22 protein-coding genes are annotated in these 21,148 nt (G+C 61.4%); 16 read left to right on the forward strand and 6 right to left on the reverse strand.

Features of this window, described 5'->3' with window-relative positions; translation table 11 throughout:
* Window positions 1–2 precede the first annotated feature (2 nt).
* Entirely contained in the window at window positions 3–1,559 is a 1,557-nt protein-coding gene (locus ACFRFQ_RS07720; RefSeq protein ID WP_378655266.1) for a bifunctional 3-(3-hydroxy-phenyl)propionate/3-hydroxycinnamic acid hydroxylase, read from the reverse strand.
* Window positions 1,560–1,751: 192 nt separating this feature from the next.
* On the opposite strand from ACFRFQ_RS07720, the gene ACFRFQ_RS07725 reads away from it, so the two are divergent.
* A complete protein-coding gene (locus ACFRFQ_RS07725; protein ID WP_378655269.1) occupies window positions 1,752–2,714 on the forward strand; it encodes an amidohydrolase family protein in 963 nt (320 codons plus the stop codon).
* 16 nt (window positions 2,715–2,730) lie between these two features.
* Window positions 2,731–3,837, forward strand: a complete 1,107-nt coding sequence (locus tag ACFRFQ_RS07730) for an amidohydrolase family protein (protein WP_378655272.1) — start codon at window positions 2,731–2,733, stop codon at window positions 3,835–3,837.
* Window positions 3,838–4,101: 264 nt separating this feature from the next.
* Here the strand turns inward: ACFRFQ_RS07730 and ACFRFQ_RS07735 are convergent, their stop codons facing one another.
* Together ACFRFQ_RS07735 and ACFRFQ_RS07740 are read right to left on the reverse strand one after the other, a co-directional pair.
* Window positions 4,102–5,451, reverse strand: a complete 1,350-nt coding sequence (locus ACFRFQ_RS07735; RefSeq protein ID WP_378655274.1) for a hypothetical protein — start codon at window positions 5,449–5,451, stop codon at window positions 4,102–4,104.
* Window positions 5,448–5,795 carry a type VII secretion target gene (locus tag ACFRFQ_RS07740; protein WP_378655276.1) on the reverse strand — a complete coding sequence of 116 codons (348 nt, stop codon included), beginning with the start codon at window positions 5,793–5,795 and terminating at the stop codon, window positions 5,448–5,450. Before ACFRFQ_RS07740 ends, ACFRFQ_RS07735 begins: the two co-directional genes overlap by 4 nt.
* Window positions 5,796–5,895: 100 nt before the next feature.
* Here ACFRFQ_RS07740 and otsB point away from each other — a divergent pair, with 100 nt between their 5' ends.
* Together otsB and ACFRFQ_RS07750 are read left to right on the forward strand one after the other, a co-directional pair.
* Complete coding sequence (gene otsB / locus ACFRFQ_RS07745) at window positions 5,896–6,690, forward strand: trehalose-phosphatase (protein ID WP_378655279.1); 795 nt, start codon at window positions 5,896–5,898, stop codon at window positions 6,688–6,690.
* Window positions 6,691–7,061: 371 nt separating this feature from the next.
* Complete coding sequence (locus ACFRFQ_RS07750; RefSeq protein ID WP_138868372.1) at window positions 7,062–7,613, forward strand: transglycosylase family protein; 552 nt, start codon at window positions 7,062–7,064, stop codon at window positions 7,611–7,613.
* An 83-nt stretch (window positions 7,614–7,696) separates the two neighbouring features.
* Here ACFRFQ_RS07750 and ACFRFQ_RS07755 read toward each other — a convergent pair whose 3' ends face one another.
* Window positions 7,697–9,130 (reverse strand): putative nucleotidyltransferase substrate binding domain-containing protein, encoded by a 1,434-nt coding sequence (locus ACFRFQ_RS07755; RefSeq protein WP_378655282.1) that lies wholly within the window; start codon window positions 9,128–9,130, stop codon window positions 7,697–7,699.
* A 144-nt stretch (window positions 9,131–9,274) separates the two neighbouring features.
* Complete coding sequence (locus ACFRFQ_RS07760; protein WP_378655285.1) at window positions 9,275–9,640, reverse strand: RidA family protein; 366 nt, start codon at window positions 9,638–9,640, stop codon at window positions 9,275–9,277.
* Window positions 9,641–9,739: 99 nt separating this feature from the next.
* Here ACFRFQ_RS07760 and ACFRFQ_RS07765 point away from each other — a divergent pair, with 99 nt between their 5' ends.
* From ACFRFQ_RS07765 to ACFRFQ_RS07820, 12 genes are all read left to right on the forward strand, one after another.
* On the forward strand, window positions 9,740–10,762 hold the full coding sequence (locus ACFRFQ_RS07765) for an Rv2578c family radical SAM protein (protein ID WP_378655288.1): 1,023 nt from the start codon (window positions 9,740–9,742) through the stop codon (window positions 10,760–10,762).
* Window positions 10,763–11,038: 276 nt separating this feature from the next.
* Window positions 11,039–11,404, forward strand: a complete 366-nt coding sequence (locus tag ACFRFQ_RS07770) for a hypothetical protein (RefSeq protein ID WP_378655290.1) — start codon at window positions 11,039–11,041, stop codon at window positions 11,402–11,404.
* Between the two features lie 88 nt (window positions 11,405–11,492).
* Window positions 11,493–11,981, forward strand: a complete 489-nt coding sequence (locus tag ACFRFQ_RS07775) for an FBP domain-containing protein (RefSeq protein ID WP_378655293.1) — start codon at window positions 11,493–11,495, stop codon at window positions 11,979–11,981.
* Between the two features lie 55 nt (window positions 11,982–12,036).
* The gene (locus tag ACFRFQ_RS07780; protein WP_378655296.1) at window positions 12,037–12,480 is read left to right on the forward strand and encodes a helix-turn-helix transcriptional regulator; all 444 of its coding nucleotides are present in this window, start codon (window positions 12,037–12,039) and stop codon (window positions 12,478–12,480) included.
* Between the two features lie 10 nt (window positions 12,481–12,490).
* The gene (locus ACFRFQ_RS07785; protein WP_138868378.1) at window positions 12,491–12,901 is read left to right on the forward strand and encodes a VOC family protein; all 411 of its coding nucleotides are present in this window, start codon (window positions 12,491–12,493) and stop codon (window positions 12,899–12,901) included.
* A 77-nt stretch (window positions 12,902–12,978) separates the two neighbouring features.
* A complete protein-coding gene (locus ACFRFQ_RS07790) occupies window positions 12,979–15,360 on the forward strand; it encodes an ATP-binding cassette domain-containing protein (RefSeq protein WP_378655299.1) in 2,382 nt (793 codons plus the stop codon).
* A 120-nt stretch (window positions 15,361–15,480) separates the two neighbouring features.
* Window positions 15,481–16,755 (forward strand): M23 family metallopeptidase, encoded by a 1,275-nt coding sequence (locus ACFRFQ_RS07795; protein WP_378655302.1) that lies wholly within the window; start codon window positions 15,481–15,483, stop codon window positions 16,753–16,755.
* Between the two features lie 40 nt (window positions 16,756–16,795).
* On the forward strand, window positions 16,796–17,242 hold the full coding sequence (locus tag ACFRFQ_RS07800) for a hypothetical protein (RefSeq protein WP_378655305.1): 447 nt from the start codon (window positions 16,796–16,798) through the stop codon (window positions 17,240–17,242).
* A 277-nt stretch (window positions 17,243–17,519) separates the two neighbouring features.
* The gene (locus tag ACFRFQ_RS07805; RefSeq protein WP_378655306.1) at window positions 17,520–18,113 is read left to right on the forward strand and encodes a hypothetical protein; all 594 of its coding nucleotides are present in this window, start codon (window positions 17,520–17,522) and stop codon (window positions 18,111–18,113) included.
* Window positions 18,114–18,169: 56 nt separating this feature from the next.
* Entirely contained in the window at window positions 18,170–18,850 is a 681-nt protein-coding gene (locus ACFRFQ_RS07810) for an HAD family hydrolase (protein WP_378655308.1), read from the forward strand.
* 484 nt (window positions 18,851–19,334) lie between these two features.
* Window positions 19,335–19,667: a phosphotransferase family protein gene (locus ACFRFQ_RS07815; protein ID WP_378655311.1), complete on the forward strand. Its 333-nt coding sequence runs from the start codon at window positions 19,335–19,337 to the stop codon at window positions 19,665–19,667.
* Between the two features lie 10 nt (window positions 19,668–19,677).
* Entirely contained in the window at window positions 19,678–19,803 is a 126-nt protein-coding gene (locus tag ACFRFQ_RS07820; protein WP_378655314.1) for a hypothetical protein, read from the forward strand.
* Window positions 19,804–20,057: 254 nt separating this feature from the next.
* Here ACFRFQ_RS07820 and ACFRFQ_RS07825 read toward each other — a convergent pair whose 3' ends face one another.
* Entirely contained in the window at window positions 20,058–21,077 is a 1,020-nt protein-coding gene (locus ACFRFQ_RS07825; RefSeq protein WP_378655316.1) for an AraC family transcriptional regulator, read from the reverse strand.
* Window positions 21,078–21,148: the final 71 nt, after the last annotated feature.

The raw sequence follows: 21,148 nt of genomic DNA on the forward strand, positions 1-21,148 counted from the left end.
GATCACGTGCGGACAGACAGTCCATTCGGTGGTGGGGGAAGGGCATCGTTGTGGCTGCTCGCCGCGTAGACGAATCCGTCCGGGCGTACGGCGATTGCGGTGGCTCGTTTCTCGATCATCCAGGTGAACAGGAGTCCTTCCGTATCGACGATCGTGTCCGGGCCGGTAGGGGATCCCGCTTCTCCGAGGCGGATGGCTGTTACCCCCGCGGATTCCCACTGCTTCCACCGTTGTTCGGTTCCGGTGTAGAGCACGGTCCATTGATTCCCGAGTACGTCGTCGAGACGCTCACGGTTGCCCTTCTGATCGAGAACCCAGGGCTGCGGAATCTGCCGACCGACTGCACTGTTCGAGACCGGCGACTGAAATCCACTTGGGTAGTGGGCATGTGGGATCCACCGACGCTCACGCATCCAGGACGGAAATCCTGGAACACGCATCGCAACCCGGAATGCGTGGTTGCGGGCCGTCGCGAGTAGGCGATGCCGTTCGGTGATGATCCGTCCCACTGATACTGCACGCTTGGTGGTCTCACGAACGTGCGGCATTCTCTCGACCTGGTAGGAGTCGAGTACCGAATCGGGTAAGGATCCGGAGAGTACGGCACCAAGCTTCCAGCACAGGTTGGCGGCGTCCCGAACTCCGGCTGACATCCCTTGGCCGATCCAGGGGGGCATGGCATGGGCCGCATCGCCGGCGAGGAACACCCGGCCGACTCTCCAACGGTCGGCAAATCTTACGTGGTGACTGTAGACAACCGCTCGCAGGATCTCGACGTCGTCAGAGGTGATTCCCTGGTTGTTGAGCACCTGCCAGATTGCTGCCTCCGTGACCAAGACCTTCTCGTCTTCGCCGTCTCGGACCGGGAACTCCCAGCGGTGATGGCCGAGTGGTGTCGGACAATCGACGGTCGGACGTGCGGGATTGCAGTGGAAGCGCAGATTGTCGTGCCCGGGCCATTCGTTGAGAACTTTGGTGTCGATGACCACCCACCGTTCGCCGAACGTTTTGCCTTCGTAGCCGATTCCGAGTTGTCCACGGGTCGCACTCGAACCACCATCGGCGGCAATGACGTACGACGCTCGAACGCGCGTGAATGCGTCGTCGGTCAAGTTTGCGAGGAGGAGTTCGACGCCGTTGTCGTCTTGTTTGATCCGGAGGCATTCGTGCCCGAGCCGCAATTCGACATTGGGAAAGCGGTCGACGCCCGCGCGCAGCACTTTCTCGACAGCCGGTTGATAGATGAATTGCTGAGGTGGATGGCCCGCGCCGCGGGAGACTGAGTGTAGTTCGATGAACGGCTTGCCGTCGGCGTCGACAAAGGCAACCGGGCGACCCGCCAACATGTCTGCATTGAGTTGATCGGCGAGTCCGACCTGTTGCCAGATTCGCAGTACTTCTTCGTCCGTGGAGATAGCGCGGGCGCGGGCGTAGATATCGGCGTCGCGCTCGACAACAAGGACCTCGAGTCCCTGTTTGCCGAGGAGATTTGCTGCGGTGACGCCGGTGGGGCCGTATCCGATTATCGCAATGTCATATTGCGGGGGAAGGGTGGTCATGCGGAACCTCTCGTCACATGCATGCGGGGTGGAGACCTGGTGCTCGATTGGTGGAGCTCGATTGGCCTAGCTCGATTGGTGAAGGCCGAAGAAACTGGGTCTTGTTCCTGTAGTGATCGTTACAGTATGGTGACCGGAAGTGAGAGTCAAGACACAGCAGGTCGGTCGATATCGAACGGAGACTCACCAGAGATGAACAGCCCGAAACGAATTGATGTGCATCAGCACATTCTTCCGCCCGAGTACGGGGACTGGCTCTACAAGCAGGGGGTGGTCGGTGCGGGTGGTATCAATCTTCCGGAATGGAGCGTCGACGGCGCTCTCGATGTCATGGACACATTTGGAATCGCTCGATCCATCCTGTCCGTCTCGACGCCAGGAGTTCACCTCGGCGACGACCGTGAAGCGCGTGTGATGGCACGCGTCGTCAATGACTACGCGGCACAGGTGGTTTCGGACTATCCGGAGAAGTTCGGATACTTTGCCACTCTCACCCTGCCTGATGTGGACGGAGCTATCGCCGAAGCGAATCACGCCTTCACCGTACAGAACGCCGACGGTGTTGTCCTGATTGCGAATTCGCGAGGACTGTACTTGGGTGATCAGGCTTTTGATCCGTTGATGGAAGAACTCAATCGTCATCATGCAGTCGTGTTCGTGCACCCCGGTGAATTGCCTGGCGGGTCCGTCGACGGTATTCCGTCGTTTGCCATGGATTTCCTGCTTGACACCACGCGCGCGGCATTCAATCTGGTGAAGAACAATGTGCCCCGACGCTATCCGAATCTGAAGTTCGTTCTCGCGCACGCCGGTGGATTTCTCCCCTTTGCTTCGCACCGGATGGCGATCGCCATGGTAGCGACGGGTGCGCGCGACCCGTTCGAGGCGCTGCGCGATTTCGCGGACTTCTATTACGACACAGCCCTGTCGGGCAGCCCTGCGGCGCTACCCAGTTTGTTGGCGTTCGCGAATCCCGGACACGTTCTCTACGGCAGCGATTGGCCGTTTGCCCCGGTTGCTGCCGGCGCATATTTCAACAGTCTGCTCGACAGTAACGAAACGCTGGACGAGCGCACCCGAGCGGGTATCAGCCATCGCAACGCTCAATTTCTCTTTCCTCGATTCCTCGCGCACCCCGTGTCCGACGCGACCTGACCTCCCAAGGATATTGATGAAGAACAACATTCGATTCAGCCGGCGGGGCGCGCTTGGCGCGATTGCGACGGGAATCGGGCTGGCGGCTGCAGGCCCGTCATTCGCTTCGGCTGGCATCCGTCCGGCCCGGATGGCTCTGCCGGCCGGAAACTATCGTGTCGATCTGCACGCTCACTACCTTCCGCCGGAATATCGAGCTGCGCTGGTCAGTCGGGGAATGCTGACAATCGGCGGCTATCCGTTGCCGGACTGGGGTCCGCTAGCAGCCGTCGAATTTCAAAACCGCTACGGTATTGCCGCTCAAGTGCTCTCGATCTCCGATCCGGGTGTCGAGTTCTTGGACCCTGGCGACGCAACTGCCATGGCCCGGTACTGCAATACCTTCGCAGCTGAGCTGATTCGGTCGACTCCCACTCGTTTCGGCGCACTCGCAGTGCTGCCGATGCACGACCTTCGGTTGGCGATCGACGAATTGGCTTACGCAATGGATACATTGCAGTTCGACGGTGTTGCGCTGTTGTCCGCCTACAACGGTGTTTACCTGGGTGATCCGCGATTCGAACCGTTGATGTACGAACTCAACAGGCGGAAGGCATATGTGTTCGTACACCCGGCCAGCATTCCGGTAGGCGCCAAACCGAACTTGCCACTTCCGGATTTCTTGGCGGAGTTCACTTTCGACACCACCCGCGCGGCTACGTTGTTGATGGCAACGGGGACGCGTGATCGCTACCCCGACATCCGGTTCCAACTCGCCCATGCCGGCGGAACATTGCCCTATCTCGCGCACAGGATAGGCGTCGCCGCGCAGACCCCGATCGGCGACATGTGGCCCGCGGGTCTACAGGCACCGTCGCTGCTCGGGGTCAAGCGCTTGGTGAGCAGCTACTACTACGACACGGCCTTGAGTGCTGCGCCTGCGCAAATGCACAGTGCTCTGGAGGTGTCGGCGCTCGATCGGATCGTGTTCGGAAGCGACTGGCCCTTCAGTTCATTGACGCTTCTCGGTTCCGGTGATCCAGCGCCCGAGTTGAGCGAGACGTTCAGCGCCGAACAGAGAGTGCAGATCGAGCGAGGCAATGCACTGCGCGAATTACCTCGGCTGGCCGAACGCGTCGGTTGAGCGACAGCACGTGTCAGTGCGCGCCCTAGATCACGGCTCCGCCACTAAGTACGCTGACCAGCCCGATTGCAATGAAAGCCACTACGTAGAGCGGACCCCTGATCGGGTCTCCGGCACTTGCTCCCTCGTGAAGCCAATTGAGAACGTCGATGGAACCCATGTGTGTACTCTCCTGCTCTAGTCTGGACAATCTTTCAGGGGTTCAATCGCGCCTGTGCTCGTCAGTGTTACTCAAAACGGACAAGATTGACGTGAGTCAGTTGCTCAGAGCTCGGTGAAAAATGCCTGATCGGGATCTTCGGATCCGATCACCGGGGGAGTGACCATGGGGAGTTCCCCGATGACGGCGTTGTTGTCCGATACGTCGATCAGATAACCGGGTGTCGTCCTCGAACCCTCCTGTTGTCCCCGAGCGCCGCCCATCGCTCCGGCTCCGCCACCCATCATGGCGCCTCCTGAGACGCTGCTCGTCACAGCGCCACCGCCGGTTCCCGGTTGCGGCAGGGCGGCGGAGGATTGTCTGGTCGACGAAAGGGGTTGTAGCGCCGCAATTCCGGAAGGTCCGACGATGCCACCGCCGCCCGGGGCGCCTGCGAAGGTTCCGCTGCCCGCGCGAGCGGTGGCTACGGACCCGATTGCACCACCGGTGTTTCCGAGCTGGTGCGGCGCAGCAGCACCGGAAGCGGCGAACGGACTGCCAGTGCCCCAGAGTTTGTCGCCCCAGAGTCTGTCGACGCCGGAATTCAATGCTGTTGCGGCCTGCGCTGCGCTGGTTTGCGCCGGTCCTGGTTGTGTGATGCCGACGGCTGACTGTAATTGTGTGGCCTCACCACCGCTCGCGCCTTCAATGAGCTGTGATGCTTGCCGGGCGAGCGGTGCGGCCGCAGCGAGTGCGTCACTGATCGGTGCCGCCGGAACCGGGATCGACCCGGCGAGGGAGTTCATCGTGGCAGTGTGGGCAAGCATTTCCGAGCGGGTCGCAGTGACGGCTGCGATGGCGGCCTGCAGGTGTTCTGCCGCGGCCGCGAGCAGCATGGCCTGCCCGGGCGGGGTCCACGCTATCGGCGCTGCAGCCACCACAGCCGAGGCAAATGATTGTGCGATAGTCGCCAATTGGGCATTGCCGCGTTGCACGGATTCTGCCGCTGCAGCAGTGGTCTGGGCGATTGCATTTCCGCGCCCACTGAGTTCGGATCCGCTGCGTTGAGCTTCCTCGTTGATCTGTGTGGCGGCCTCGTTGCCTGCACCGCTCCATGTTTGGCTCACTGAAGACAGTCCCTGAGCGGACAATCCGGCGGCGTTGTCTATCAGCGCACTGGCTTGACTGAGGACGTTGACAGGATCAACGCCACGGAAGACTCCCGAACCGAGGCTCTGCGCAAGCTGGATCAGCGGCGTGAACAGCTGGTCCACGCCGGGCAGGGACGGTAGCGAAATTCCTTGCATGATCAGCTCGGCGGCGTCCGGCGGGAGTTCAGACCCTGGTGGCGCCACGAGGAATTCGGGAATCGCCGAGTTCTCGACAGGCTCGGGGAGTTCCAGGTCGAGAATGGCTGCGAGCGCACTGCCCTGGAGAAATTCGAGGACCGTCGTGGGGTCCTCCGGGGTGCTCATGCGAGGTCCCCATCAGTGGCAGTGGCAGTGGCAGTGGCAGCGGCGCGTCGGAGGTCGGCGGCGCCTGCTTGGTCGGTGCCGTCGTACGTGAGGGCAGCCGCACCTGCCGTCGCAGAAGTTCCGGCATAGTAGGCGGCAAGTGCCGCAACGTCTTTGGTGTGTGTTGCCTGCGCACGTGCGAAGGCTTCGAGGAATTCGAGTCCGACGGGTCCCACTGCCGGCGCGACGGCCGCGAGATTGGCGTTCAGATCTACGACCGCGGCGTGGGCAACGTGACCGGCAGCTTCTGCTGCAGTAGCGCCGTACGTGCGGATGTCGTCGGTTACGACAGAAAGCTCGCTCATCATTACCCCCGTAGTTGGTAAGCGTCTGCTCAGGACTCTAACGGAACGAATTGGTCGAGTGCATGTTCGTGTGCGTCGATACCTTTGAGAGACTGAACCCATGAAAACAGCTTCGGACGTAATTGCCCGACTCGCGTCCGATCCCACCCGTTCCGCCTTGGTGATGGATTTCGACGGGGTGCTTGCTCCCATCGTCGACGATCCGGCGACGAGCGCGTTGCTGCCGGGTGCGGCCGAGGTGCTCGACGTGTTGTCACGTCATCTCGGAATGGTGGGTTTGCTTTCCGGTCGTCCCGTCTCTTTTCTCCGGGAACGGGTGCCTGGCGAGAGCATTGTCCTCATGGGCTCGTACGGAGTCGAGACCTGGGTTGACGGCGGGATCCGGGTATTGCCGTCGGTCGCGCAGTGGAAGCCGGCGGTTGCGGAGGCGGAAGCTGAACTGCGACGCGTATTTGGCGCGGCAGATTTGCCGGGGGTTCATGTCGAGGGGAAGGGGCTTGCAGTTGCTGTGCATTGGCGGCAGGCAACCGATCGGGTTGCCGCCCGGAAAATGGTCGAACAAGTGGTGACCGACATCGCGGCGAGGACTGGGCTGCGCCGCGAGCCCGGCAAGCTCGTCGAGGAGTTGCGCACTCCTGTAGACGAGGACAAGGGAACAGGCTTGCAGCGTGCAATCCGGGCCGCCGGCGTCGACGCGGTGGCGTACGCGGGCGACGACCGGGGCGACTTGCCGGCATTTGCGGCCGTATTGGCGCTCGGCGGTGACGCATTAGTAGTAGGTGGTGTCGATATCGCGCCTGAAGTTTCCGCAGTCGACGGTGTTGCGTTCAGTGATCCGGAAGAGTTCTTGGTGTGGATGAAGGAACTGGCGACCGTTCTCGATGCACAGATTTGATAACGAGGCCGAGATTTCGGTGCGGCGAGTCACAAAAAGTGAGTGATGGTCGTCACATAACGATGGGATAACGATCGATATGGTTGAAGCTCGAATCAAACCGTCTACCTGCAGTTATATTCCCATTTCGGACCAATTAATGATACGGGCGTACCGAAAAATTGCCCCGTGACCTTTCCGTGACCATCGCCTAGCGTCGTTGGCAGTCCGAAACAGCCGGACAAACACCGGCCCGCAACTGCGTGCTTCTGCCCCGCGGGTCCGGTACTCCCCAAACCTTCGCGGGGCAGGAGTGAAACAGGCGAGTCGTTCGATACGGCACAGACGTGCCAGGTCCGATGTCGTCCGCGGTAGCGGAGAGGATTTACCTGATGACCAGCATTACTTTCAAGCGCGCCCTCGGCGCAGTTGCAACGGCCGGCGCAGTAGTAGCCATCCCGCTCGCGATGAGCACTGGCACCGCCTCCGCTGCAGGCCACGACTGGTCCGGAGTCGCGAACTGCGAGTCCTCCGGCAACTGGGCAGCCAACACCGGAAACGGCTTCTACGGCGGCCTGCAGTTCACGCAGAGCACGTGGGAGGCATACGGCGGATCGGGCAACGCTGCCAACGCAAGCCAGTCCGAGCAGGTCCGTGTCGCCGAGAACGTTCTCGAAGGCCAGGGCGTCGGAGCATGGCCCGTCTGCGGCCAGTACCTGACCGGCGGCACCACTGCTGCCACCTACCAGGAAGCGTCGGCACCGATCACGGCTGAGACCACCGTCGAATCCGCTCCCGTTGCCACCACCGGCGGCAACTACGTGGTCAAGGCAGGCGACACCCTGTCCAAGATCGCTGCAGCTCACGGCATCTCGCTCGACGCGCTCGCAGGCCAGGTTGCGAACATCAACCTGATCTTCCCCGGACAGAGCCTGTCCGTCTAAATCATTTGTGGTTGAACACTTCTGAATGTGTCCGGTGCTATCACGCTCCGGACACATTCGGCGTTTGTGCAGTAGGCGGGTACCTACGGTTCGATATCCGGTAGCGGCGACGCCGACGCGTCGTACTCGAGTCGGCGCTGAACCCCGGCTACTTCTCTCACCGCGTTACCGAGCAGGCTGCGCGAGAGGGGAGTGAGGTCGGCAACCACGATCTCGTCCGTGGGCGCAATGCCTACGGCAAACTGATCGGTCTGGTGGCGCACTCGTATTTGCTGGAGGACCTCGAAGGACTCGATAAGCACTCGTGCATCGTCGCTGGGGAGGAAACCGGTGTCCGCGGCAACCTTCAGGCGTTCGACGGTGGTGCTCGTACGTGCACCGACGGACGTGCCGGCCCAGCGTGCGATATTCACGATCGGTTGCACAGCTGTCGATTTGAGGTTGACGGTACCGGTACGACGCGTCACTACATCGCGCAGCGAATGCAGTTTGGCCTTCTCGCCCACGGCTTCTCGGAGTAGCAACCGCATGACGGCGGGGTTGAGTCGAAGCTGGTCCAAGGCTTCGGGCCTCGGATCGAGGGCGGGATCTCCGGCGACAACGCGGGCGTCTGCCAGCATCGACAGCATGACCAGCGCCTGGTCCTGGTAAGGATTGGACACCCACTTGCGTAAGGCGTTGCGCCACTGTGGAAGTGTGCGCGCGAATCTGGCCTGAGTTGCGACCGCGTTCTGCGCGTCACGAGGGAATCCGCACCGGTCGAGAATCTCGTGGATACGCTGCGCCGCATCTGCGCCTTCGTGGTGGGATTCTCCGCCCCATACCAAGGCGCTGTCGATATCCGACGATGGCAGTGCCTCGCGCCGGGCTGCGCTACCGAGTGACAGCCAGGCAAAGTCCGGGCGTTCGTCGCCGCCGACCACCAGTTCGATCGCGCGCCGCACCGTCACGTCGATCAAGACCGACAGTGTGCCGCTGATGTCGATGGGTGAGACCCGCGCGTCGACCAGACCGGTGACCAACTCAGGCACAGCGCGGGCGGTGGCGATGAGGTCGACGTCGGTCCTGGCAGTGGCAAGGGCAGCGCGCAGTTCGAAGCCTTGATTTGTTGCCGACGTCAGAAGGTCGCTCAGTTCGAGCACACCGAGCAATTGGCCGGAAGCCGTGACAACGGGAAGATGCCGCAATCCGTGTTCGAGCATATCCGTGACCGCGTCGGCGCCGAGTCGATCCGGATCCACCGTCACGGCAGACGGCGTCATCACCGTCGAGACGGGGAGAGCGCTGTCGATTCCTCCGACAACAACTCGGCTACGAAGATCGCCCTCGGTGAAGATTCCGTAAGTGCTTGCATCTGTGGGAATTACGACGGCTCGACGCCCGGCTTCAGTCATCAGCGCGGCGGCAGTGCGTATGGAGGATTCCCCCGAACACACAATTGCCGGTCCCCGCAACAGATCTCGTACCGCACGCATGGCTGGGTTCGGTACTGAGATTCGCGCGGTATAGCCCGTCATGTCTTTATTGTCGCAGGCGTACCCGTTGACTGATCGGCGACGTCGAAACTTGCGATCACAGTGTTCGGATTCGGCCGAGGCACGAAAGAACTCTTGCCCGGACCCGACACTGCGGATCCGGGCAAGAATGTGACCAGAACTGCGTCAGCTCAGAACTGCATCAGCTTCGATCTCGATGAGCAAAGAGGGGTCGATCAACGAGCTGACCTCGAGGATTGTCGTAGCCGGACGGATGTCGCCGAATACTTCACCGTGTGCGAGTGCAGCCTGCTCCCACTGCGACATGTCGCGCAGGTACATGCGGGTGCGGATGACGTCACCGAGCGAAGCGCCGGCTTCTTCCAGTGCAGCTTTGATGGTGGCGAGTGCCGCACGGGTCTGATCGTTGAGGGTCTCGCCGGGGGCGGTGGTGCCGGAGACGGCAACCTGGTTGCCGATGCGGACGGCGCGGGAGTAGCCGATCTTCGGTTCCCATTCGGAACCGGACGAGATGTTGATTCTGTTGGACATGGCGTTGATTCTGCCAACAACTCACAGACCGTGGTGAAGCACGGGTCGCTTCCACGGTTCATCTTGACATAGCATAGAACAAGTGTTCGACTTGGGACTATGAGGTGGTCGGGTCAGGCATTGGATGCAGACGACGGAGCGTTGCCCGGGCTCGAGCGAGCCGGGTTGGTCCGCTCGGTGCAGACGCCGGAGTTCGAGGGCATCACGTTCCACGAGGTGCTGTGTAAGAGCGCGCTCAACAAGATGCCCGAAGCATCGACGCTACCGTTCAACTTCACGGTCAACGCTTTTCGGGGCTGTTCCCATGCGTGCCGTTACTGCTTCGCTCGGCCAAGTCATGAATACCTCGACCTTGACGCGGGCCGCGATTTCGATTCGCAAGTTGTCGTCAAGACCAACGTTGCTGCTGTCCTACGTAAGGAACTTGCTCGAAAGTCCTGGAAGCGTGAACCTGTTGCGCTGGGTACCAACACCGATCCGTATCAACGAGCCGAGGGCCGATACCGATTGATGCCCGGTATCATTCGAGCGCTGACAGAATCCGGTACACCATTTTCGATCCTGACCAAAGGGACTTTGCTGCGGCGCGATCTGCCACTGCTCAAGATGGCCGCTACCCAGGTCGATGTCGGTATCGGAGTGTCGCTGGCCATTAACGATCCCGTCTTGCAGAAGCAGATCGAGCCAGGCACGCCGTCGCCACGCGCTCGACTGGAGATGATCCGGGCAATCACCGACGCCGGATTCTCGTGCAATGTGATGGTCGCGCCGGTCATCCCCTTTCTCACAGATTCGAGCCAGCACCTCGACGGACTGTTCGCTGCGCTGGCCGACGCCGGGGCAACCGGGGTGACGGTCTTCCCGATGCACCTTCGTGGCAGTACACGCGGGTGGTTCCTGAACTGGCTAGCCGAAGAGCACCCGGCACTGATTCGTAGATATCGCGAACTGTACGGGCGAGGCGCCTACGTCACGCCGGAGTACAAGAGTTGGCTCAAGAAACGCGTCGAACCGCTGGTTGAGCGTCATGGATTAGCAGGACCGTCGCAGCATCGTGAGCTCGAGAGTCTGCCTGTCGAGCGTGAACTCGTCGGTGCCGGAGCGGCATTGACACTTTTCTGAGAGCGCTGCTTGGTACGGTCGGGCATGAATACTCCAGTGGTGATCGACCGGTTTCGCTTTCGGTGGTTTGTGCCGCCGGTGCTGGGAGAAACAGTCCGCTGGGGCTTGTCATGGAACTACGACAGTCCACGAAGGTGGGCTGTGCTGGAACCGGACTGGATGTGCACGGCAGACGTGCGAAGAAGTTCGGCACCGACGACACGAAGGTTTACCGCTGACCCGGATGTCGATGTGACGCAACAACCTTCGATCGGCCGTGTCGGTAGCCTGCAGTTCATGTTCAACGCCGACCTGCCGGTGCCGACGCAGATCGAGGTGTCAGGGGCTCTGCGCCTTCTGGCGGGCACCGCGCGCGAGAATTCGAATGCGCGGCAGGCCTGGCGGGATTTCGACGCCGACGCCCTCACCACAGGAGTTGTTCGTGGGCTCCGGCTCGTGTCCATCGCTTCGGATATGCAGTTCGATCCGCGTCAACCGCACGGACCGAACTGGGGGTGGACCTCGATGCAGTTCGTTTCCGGGACCGCACAGTTCTACGAGTTGGCGCACCCGCCACAGGGGTTGCGTTCCTACCGATTGACGGATCGGGAGAACGGGCCGTACCGGGAGGATTTCCTGGTGGTCGACCTCGAGACGGAGTAGGTCGCGTGCCCGTAAATACGTTGCGTGAGGTAACGATCGTGCGTAGCGTCGGTTCGGCTTGATTCACTTGTCGAAATGGAGTTCCATCGTGCTGCCGCTGACCGAACGCGAAATCCGCGCGTCGTTCGTGAATTGTTCGAAAGGTGACGCCAAACGGTTGCCGGTGCCACGTGATCTCGAGAAGCGCCCATGGCAAGACCTGGACTTCTTCGGTTGGAACGATCCGACCATGCCCGGTCGGGGATATCTGGTGATACCCCAGGGTGATGAATTGGTCGGCATCGCTCTCCGGTATCAAACCGGCAAGTCGGGTCGCGCTCAAATGTGCACCATCTGCCTCACGACGCACGGCAGCGGGGGAGTGTCATTGCTGTCCGCCGCCAAGATCGGTGAGGCCGGCCGCCGCGGCGACACGATCGGCACCTATATGTGCACTGACCTGGCCTGTCCGCTGTACGCGCGCAACAAGCGTCGACCGTCGGCGGGCAATCGCTACCAGGAAAATCTGACCGAGCAGGAGAAGGCTGATCGCGTGGTCGCAAACATTTCTGCGTTTGTGGCCATGTTGCGGTCGTAGGTAGCTTCGCTCCGATATCGGCGCGAACGTGCGCGGACATGGCACGATCGAACTTGTGACAAGTAGACCCGCGACTACGCAACAACTGCGCGATCTCGCGCTGCTCCGCCGTGTTCGTGACCGGATCGACCGCGAGTACGCGCAGCCTCTCGACGTCGAAGCCCTTGCCCGCGGAGTGAACATGTCGGCCGGGCACCTCAGCCGCCAGTTCAAGGTGGCGTACGGCGAGCCGCCGTACTCCTACCTGATGACCCGGCGCATCGAACGCGCGATGGCGCTGCTGCGTCGCGGTGATCTCAGCGTCACCGAGGTGTGTTTTGCCGTTGGCTGTTCATCGCTCGGTACCTTCAGCACTCGTTTCGCCGAGTTGGTCGGCGTCCCACCCAGCGTCTACCGGGACGAGGCTGCCGGCGTGACCGAGGGCATGCCGTCCTGTGTGTCGAAACAGGTGACAAGACCGATCAGGAATCGAGAAGCGCCGGCCGCCAGCCGCAGATAGCGTGACATTCATGGACATCACCATTGCATCGAGTTTCCTTCCGCAGGACGACCCCGAGGCCGCCCTGTCCTTCTACCGCGACACGCTCGGCTTCGAGGTCCGCCTCGACGTCGGTTACGACGGGATGCGCTGGATAACCGTCGGGCCGCCCGACCAGCCAAACACGTCGATCGTGTTGCATCCTCCGGCCGTCGATCCTGGCATCACCGACGAGGAGCGTCGCACCATCGTCGAAATGATGGCCAAGGGCACCTATGCCGGTATTCTGTTGGCCACCAAGGATCTCGACGGTACCTTCGAGCGGCTGCAGGCCGGCGACATCGACGTCGTCCAGGAGCCGACCGAGCAGCCGTACGGTGTTCGGGACTGCGCCGTCCGTGACCCAGCAGGCAACTTGATCCGCATCCAAGAGCTTCGCTGAGTCAACTGAAGAGATCCGCGGCCACCCACCCGGGGCGACACTGTGTGGGTGGCCCTCACCTGAGAGATGGAGACATGATGAGCACGGCTGAAATGGCGGAGCGCGAGCTACATGTCGCGGACACCCACGACCTGATCCGCGTGCAGGGCGCGCGCGTGAACAACCTCCAGGACATCAGCGTCGAGATTCCCAAGCGCAGGCTGACTGTCTTTACCGGAGTCTCGGGTTCAGGCAAGAGCTCATTGGTGTTCAGCACCATCGCCGCGGAGTCGCAGCGGATGATCAACGAGACGTACAGCGCCTTCGTTCAGGGTTTCATGCCGACCCTGGCGCGGCCCGACGTCGACGTACTGGACGGGTTGACCACGGCGATCATCGTCGATCAGCAACGGATGGGCGTCGACCCTCGCTCGACGGTCGGAACTGCCACCGACGCCAATGCGATGCTTCGCATTCTCTTCAGTCGACTTGGTAAGCCGCATATCGGTTCGCCCCAGGCATTTTCGTTCAACGTTGCCTCCGCCTCCGGTGCGGGTGCGCTCACCGTGGAGCGCGGTGGCCGTCAGACGAAGGAGCGACGGACCTTCAGCATCACCGGTGGTATGTGTCCGCGGTGCGAGGGGCGCGGTTCGGTCAACGATTTCGACCTGACGGCGTTGTACGACGACACCAAGTCGCTCAACGAGAGTGCGATCACGGTCCCTGGTTACAGCATGGACGGCTGGTACGGCCGGATCTACCGGGGATGCGGCTTCTTCGACCCGGACAAGCCGATCAAGAAGTACACCAAGAAGGAACTGAACGATCTGCTCTACAAGGAGCCGACGAAGATCAAAGTCGAAGGCATCAACCTGACGTACACCGGACTGATTCCACAGATTCAGAAGTCGTTTCTGTCCAAGGACGTCGACGCGATGCAGCCGCATATCCGGGCGTTCGTGGAGCGGGCAATCACGTTCACCACGTGCCCCGAGTGCGACGGGACGCGGCTGAGCGAGGGCGCCCGTTCGTCGAAGATCAAGGGCATCAACATCGCCGATGCCTGTGCGATGCAGATCAACGATCTTGCCGTGTGGGTGAGCGGTCTGAAGGAACCTTCGGTGGCGCCGCTGCTGACGACGCTCGGTGAAACGCTCGACTCGTTCGTGGAAATCGGGCTCGGATACCTGAGCCTGGACCGCCCGTCCGGGACACTGTCAGGCGGTGAAGCTCAGCGTACCAAGATGATTCGACACCTCGGGTCCTCACTCACCGACATCACGTATGTGTTCGACGAGCCCACGACGGGTCTTCATCCCCACGATATTGCGCGGATGAACGACCTTCTGCTGCAGTTGCGCGACAAAGGAAATACGGTGCTTGTCGTCGAGCACAAGCCGGAGACGATCGTCATTGCCGATCACATCGTCGATCTCGGTCCCGGCGCCGGCTCCGCGGGTGGAACTGTCTGCTTCGAGGGCAGCGTCGACGGCTTGCGGGCCAGTGACACGGTCACGGGACGACACTTCGACGACCGAGCCGCGCTCAAGGCGAGCGTGCGAAAGTCAACGGGTGCAATGGAAATCCGCGGCGCGACGTCGCACAACTTGCAGAACGTCGACGTCGACGTGCCACTGGGCGTGCTGGTCGTGGTGACCGGCGTCGCCGGATCGGGGAAGAGTTCGTTGATCCACGGATCGCTTGCGAAGAGAGACGGCGTGGTGTCGATCGATCAGGGTGCGATCCGCGGTTCGCGTCGCAGCAACCCGGCAACGTACACCGGTCTGCTCGACCCCATCCGCAAGGCATTTGCAAAGGTCAACGGTGTGAAGCCGGCGCTGTTCAGCGCCAACTCCGAGGGCGCTTGCCCCACTTGCAACGGCAACGGCGTCATCTACAGCGATCTGGCGATGATGGCCGGTGTCGCGACAGTGTGTGAGGAGTGCGAGGGCAAGCGGTTCCAGGCCGATGTCCTGGAGTACAAGTTCGGTGGGAAGGACATCAGCGAAGTACTCGCGATGTCGGTCGCCGAGGCCGAAGAGTTTTTCGGTGACGGTGAGGCGAAAACCCTGGCCGCACACAAGATTCTGGTGCGACTCGTGGATGTGGGGCTTGGTTACCTCACCATCGGCCAGCCGCTCACGACATTGTCCGGTGGTGAACGTCAGCGCATCAAACTCGCCACGCACTTGGCCGAGAAGGGCGGCGTGTACGTCCTCGACGAGCCGACCACAGGACTTCATTTGGCTGATGTCGAGCAGCTGCTCGGCCTACTGGATCGACTCGTCGACTCCGGGAAGTCGGTAATCGTCATCGAGCATCACCAAGCGGTCATGGCACACGCGGACTGGATCATCGATCTTGGCCCCGGTGCCGGTCACGACGGTGGACGGATCGTATTCGAGGGCACGCCGACCGATCTTGTCGCCGATCGCTCAACTCTGACCGGCCAGCATCTCGCGTCGTACGTCGGCGCCTGATCGCAGTTAATTGACCCGCTTTGTCCTGATCCACAAAATCAGGACAAAGCGGGTCTTTCCTGCCTAGGCTCGAAACAACTGGGCCGACGCACGGTGCAGGGGCCCTGCTCTGGAGTTCGCATGACGACTTCACACAGCCCTGTCGCAGGGTGGGCAATTGCCGCAGCAGTAATGACGCTTGTCATTGCCGGCTGTTCGTCGTCGATCGACACCACCGGACCGACTGTGCTCACGACGTCCACCATCGACAGTCGAGGGGGGATCCCGCGCGGCTATCCGACCGAAACCGATGTCACGTCGCCGTTGGTGATCTCGGCGCTCGGGCCGAATCCTATTCCGGTAACCGGGACCGACGGAATGCTGCATGTGGCCTACGAGATCGAAGTGCTGAACTTCTCGCCGCGACCCGCGACCATCACAAAGGTCGAGACACTGGCCGCGGGACCGGACGGGACTGTCGTGTCGACGCTCGATCAGGGCCAGGTCTCGGAACGCTCGATTCTGGTGGGGAACTTTGCCTGGGCGCCGTTCACCGAGATCCCGGTGGGGCGCACTGTGCTGGTGGTGCTCGACGACGAGTACGAGAGTCCCGACGATGTTCCGTCGGTGGTGACCCATCGACTGACGGCGACGTTCGGCCAAGCGGCGCCGGAGGACGCTGCACAAGCCGCGCGGTACCCCGAAGCGATTACCCAGATCGGTGGAACGGTGACGACAAGTACAGACGCGCCGGTGGTGATCGGTCCGCCCCTCGCCGGCGACAGTTGGGTGGTCGGGGACGGTTGCTGCGGGCTCTCGCAACATCGCGCCGGGATGATGGCGGTCGGTGGCAGAATTAACGGCACCGAACGGTATGCCGTCGACTGGCTGAGGATCGACCCGGATGCAGTGCCACTCATCAGGTCTCGTGGTGACGGATCGAAAAATGAGGACTACTTCGCCTACGGCGCGCCGCTGCTGGCGGTGGCCGACGGCACCGTTGTGGCTGTGGTGTCCGGTGAAAAGGACGAAGTGCCGCAACAAGTTCCAGCCGACATGCCGTTCGATCAGCTGGGCGGAAACTACGTCATCATCGATATCGGCCACGGAAACTATGCGTTCTATGCCCACCTGAAACCGGGATCGGCGTCTGTCAACATAGGTGATGAGGTGACCAGAGGGCAGGTGATCGGGTACCTCGGCAACTCGGGTAACAGTTCAGAGGCGCATCTGCACTTCCACGTGTCACGGGCGGCGGTGCCCTTGTCCGGGGACAATGTGCCGTACGAGATCGACAGCTTCACATTTGTCGGATCGGCAGACACCGGGGTTCTTGTCAAGGGACCGAACGAAGGCGACCGCACGGACCAACTGCCGCTCGACGGGGCAGTCGTCAATTTCCCTCCTGTGAGCTGATTTCACTGACCCTTGGCGGTTGCCGGTCTACTGTGACGGCATGGGGAGAAGGATCGGACGCGTTGCAACGGCGCTCTCAATCGGGACGTTGGTGCTGACCGGTTGTGTGTCGAATACCGATGATCCGACAACCTTCACCGCCGTGGTGACCGTCGTCGGGGACGCCACCCGAGTCGACCCCGACTCCGGGCAGTGCATTGTCGGAACAATCCCTGTTGCGCCGAACGACACCGTATTCCTTCACGGAGAAAGCGGGGCCGCATCGACAAGGTCCGTGCTGGAGGTCGACTCCGTCGAACGAAATCCCGACGGCACCGGTGTCTGCACTTATGTGGCGCGCTTCGACGCGATCCCCGCGAATCAACGCAACTACACGCTCACGGTGAGCAGCGCGGAGCCCTATGCCGGCAGTTTCGCATCGTTGGATCTCACGTCGGACGAGCTCCAAAAAGGCGCGACGATCCACCTCAGTGCGTCCACGCCGTGATCCCTTCTCCGCTGAGTTCGGTGACGGGGCAGCTTGGCTCGTCCGACGGCCGTGCTCGGGGCAGTCGTGGAGAACCAAGGCCCACTGGCACCAGATTGCATGGTCCACAGCACCTTTCGACTGCGAATGTCAGATTTATAGCGGAACGCTCGACGACGCCGGAATCTCGGCCTAGCGGCGAGAGCCGGGATGATCTGCGCAGCCACTAGTAGTACTCAAGGCGGGTGCTCGTGTTCGTGTGCGAAGACATGACGGGTCGTTGAGGGAGAATGAGCGTATGAGCCTGAGTGTGTGTACCGATCTGTCGGCCTCAGATTGGTTGGTCGGGCAGGATATGCCGTGGTACCAACTCGCGGTGAAGGGTCCGGTTGGCTTTCCGGCATATGCAAGGCTCCGATTTGTACCCGATCCCGATATCGAAGGTAAACATGAAAACGACGTGGCCTCTGCAGGTGACGGCCTCACCGAATCGGAGCAGTTCACCATTGTGCTGGAAATACTGTCCCGCTACACCTCCAATCCCGATGACTGTTATTTCTGCTTGTGGGACGGCTGGGGATGCGAGGTCATCAGCGATGACGTTCCGATGGTGAAGATCCCCAACCGTGACTACTGGCTGTTCCGCGGCGCGCTCACGGGGTGGAACGACTGGGGCCACGATGTCCAGTTCGACCCGCGGGGTGCGTCTGACGCGGACCCCGCCTTCATGTGGCCGGCGGATCACTCGTGGTGTGTCGCAAACGATGTCGATCCAGACTTCGCAGTGATCGGAGGGCCGGCCGCGGCGATCGAACTTCTCATCGCGGATCCGCGGATCGACGCGGTGACCGTTGCCCCGTATAGCCCTACCGACCCAGACCGCTACTACTGAATGCCATTTGGATCACGACCTCGAGATGGTGTTCGTAATGTTGAAGAGGGGAACCTGTGACCAATTTGTTGAGTCGCTACGCAGCTGTTCTATTCGATTGTGATGGTGTACTTGTTGATTCGGAGCAGATCACGAATACGGTGCTGCGCGGCATGCTCCGCACACTGGGATGGCAGATCTCCGCAGATGAATGCGTTCGACTATTCGTCGGGCGGGCGTTGAAGGACGAATGGGCGGTGATTGAAGAGCACACGGGTTTCGTCATCACTGATGATTGGCTTGGTGAATTCCGTTCGAGACGTAACGCAGCGCTCCAGGCGAACCTGAGTGCGATCGATGGGGCCGCTGATGCGCTCGCCGAGGTTGCGGCTATGTTCGGCGACCGGATCGCATGCGTGACCGGTGCCGATCGAGGCAAAGTCGAGATGCAGCTTTCCGTTACCGGGTTGGACCACTGGTTCGGCGATCGTGTGTTCAGTGGGATGGAGGTGCAACGAAGCAAGCCCGCTCCGGATGTGTACCTGGCTGCCGCGCAAGCGCTCGGCATCAAGCCGGCAAACGCGCTTGTTGTCGAGGACTCGGTTGCGGGGGTCACTGCGGGTGTCTGCGCTGGAGCGACTGTGTTCGGCTTTGCACCTGAGAGTCCGGTTCACACCACCTCCGAGGTGCTCCGCGAGGCGGGCGCGAGCGTGATCTTCGCCCACATGTCCGAACTAGCAGCGTTAATTCGGAGGTGATGAAGGTACGTTGCTAACGTCGTAGCGTCGGGAAGTGCTGAGGGCGTGCGGCGTTCACGGAAGACCCAACCTACCGAACCGTGGAGGGATAGGCGATGAATCGCCCCAGCCATGACGAAGCGATCCGAATTCTGTCCGGCCTGACCGCCGGGGCAGAGCCCCGACTGCTGGGCCAAGGGATGGAAGGCGCCGTCTATACGATCGACCACGCTCGAGTTGCGAAGATCTGGGTCGGGGAGTCGGAGATGTCCCTGCAGCAGGATCGGACCTTCTATGACACGTTGGCGGTCAAGTCGTTTCGGTTCGCGACCCCTCGAATCCTCGAAGTTCATTTGATTGAGAATCGCTGCGTCACGATCGAGCAGCGCCTGCCCGGCACGACCATGTCCCACCATCTCCGGTCCGGCCGGATCGCCCTAGGCAGGGCGCGGTCCACGTTACGCTCTTTCGCGCAGCCCAGAACTTCCCGGAGGCTCTCGGGGCCTTGGCGCAGCGTCGCGTCGGCCGCTTTCGGCAGGTTCTCGACAGTGCCGTCGAGGCACTCGATGCCAAGGTCGACGCACTGCGTCGCCGGTTGTATGAGATCGACAGTGGCGACAGGACGGTCATCCATGGAGACCTCACGCTGGACAACATCCTGACCAACGGTGACGGTGCCCTGACCGCAGTTCTCGACTGGGGTTTCTTCACCACGGAAGGCGACCCGGCGTTCGATGCTGCCGTGGCCGCTTCGATCTTCGACATGTACGGAGAATCCGCCCTGAATACCGAACTAGGCCTACGCGCAAATCGAGGAGCGGCTGGGCTATTCGCGTGAGGCCCTCCTGGTGTATCGAGCGGCGTACTCGTTGATCACCGTGAACGCGTACGACGCCGACGGTAGCGACGGTCACTTCGCCTGGTGTGTAGCTGCGCTGAACCGCCCGGGCGTCGCACGCGCGCTCCTCGGCTGAGCCGATGGAGCCACAATACGTGAGCGTTTCGCAATTCTTCCGGTCGAATTGTTAGCAAAGGTAGCGGCATCTCTCAAAATCGGCGCAATTGGTCTGTTTTCGTGACAGGCTCGGTGACGACGGTTCATCGTGAACGATTGAGGAGCTCAATGCGATCGATCACACGCGCGGCACTCATCGCTGCTCCGTGTGTGTCGTTGAGTCAAACGATCATGATTCGTACCGTAAGCGGCACGGTGTTCGAGGGAAGATTCTCAGCGCTGCAACGGGAATCGAGGCTGCCCCGCAAGCTCCCTGCGCTTCGCGAGCGGCGTTGTGGAAAACCATCGTTTACAGCTTCGGGTCAGGGTGCTCGGTTCGGAATAGCCGAGCTGCCGTGACACTGCCGAGAGCGGGACGTCTGTGTTGGCGAGCAGGCTGTGTGCCAGTTCGCGTCGAGAATCGTCGACGAGTGATTCGAAAGTTCGGCCTTCCGAGGCCAGTCGTCTCTGCAATGTTCGCGGGTGCAAAAGCATCAATGACGCGACTTGATCCAGTGTGGCCACGCCGGCGGGCAGGGATCGCACGATCAACGCAGACACGGCGTCGTGGAACGCGACATTCGGATTTCGACCTGCCATGAAGCGCACGGCAAGGTCGTACGCCAGCGGATCTACACGAGGTAGATGGCGATGCATGACCCCACGCGGAAAAGTCAGTAGATTCCGGTCCGAGCCGAACTCGACAGAACACCCGAAATAGTCTGTGTATACGCGCATCTCGGAGATGCGTGGATGCTGGAACGAGATATGTGTCGGATGGAAGTCGTGGCCGGCCATCATCCGGAACGTCTGAAGTGTGACTCCCAGTGCCAGTTCCACGACGTGCGACCGGTGCGGCAGTCGATGCAGCACGGTGTCGAGGCTGTAGGACACTTCGGTGTCCCCCACGATCAGCTCGACTGCCAACGCGGGGCTGTAGACGTGGGCGTATCGAGCGACACCGTGCAACGCGTCGCCGATTGTCTCGGCACTGCGCGCTGCGATTGCCACGGGGCCGAGGATGTCCGGGTCTTGCCTGCTCGCGAGCCTGAGGGCGAAGTCCGGCGTCCCTAGCTCCTGCGCGCAGAGGCCGAGCAACGTGGACAACGCGCTAAACGGTACGAAGTTGTCGTAGGTGCCGATGATGGCCGGATCGATTCCCGTCCGATCGCAGTATTCGTGCGGATTTCCGCCGAGTTCGGAAATCAACTCGGGCAGCCGGGTCAGTGACGAGGCGCTGATGAGATCGGCCATGTGTCGAAATGTAAATAAATTGGCGTTTGATGTCAATTTTCCTTGCGCCTGGGCAGTGATGATCGACACAG

Source organism: Rhodococcus sp. NPDC056743 (assembly GCF_042790355.1).
Classification (GTDB): Bacteria; Actinomycetota; Actinomycetes; order Mycobacteriales; family Mycobacteriaceae; genus Rhodococcus_F.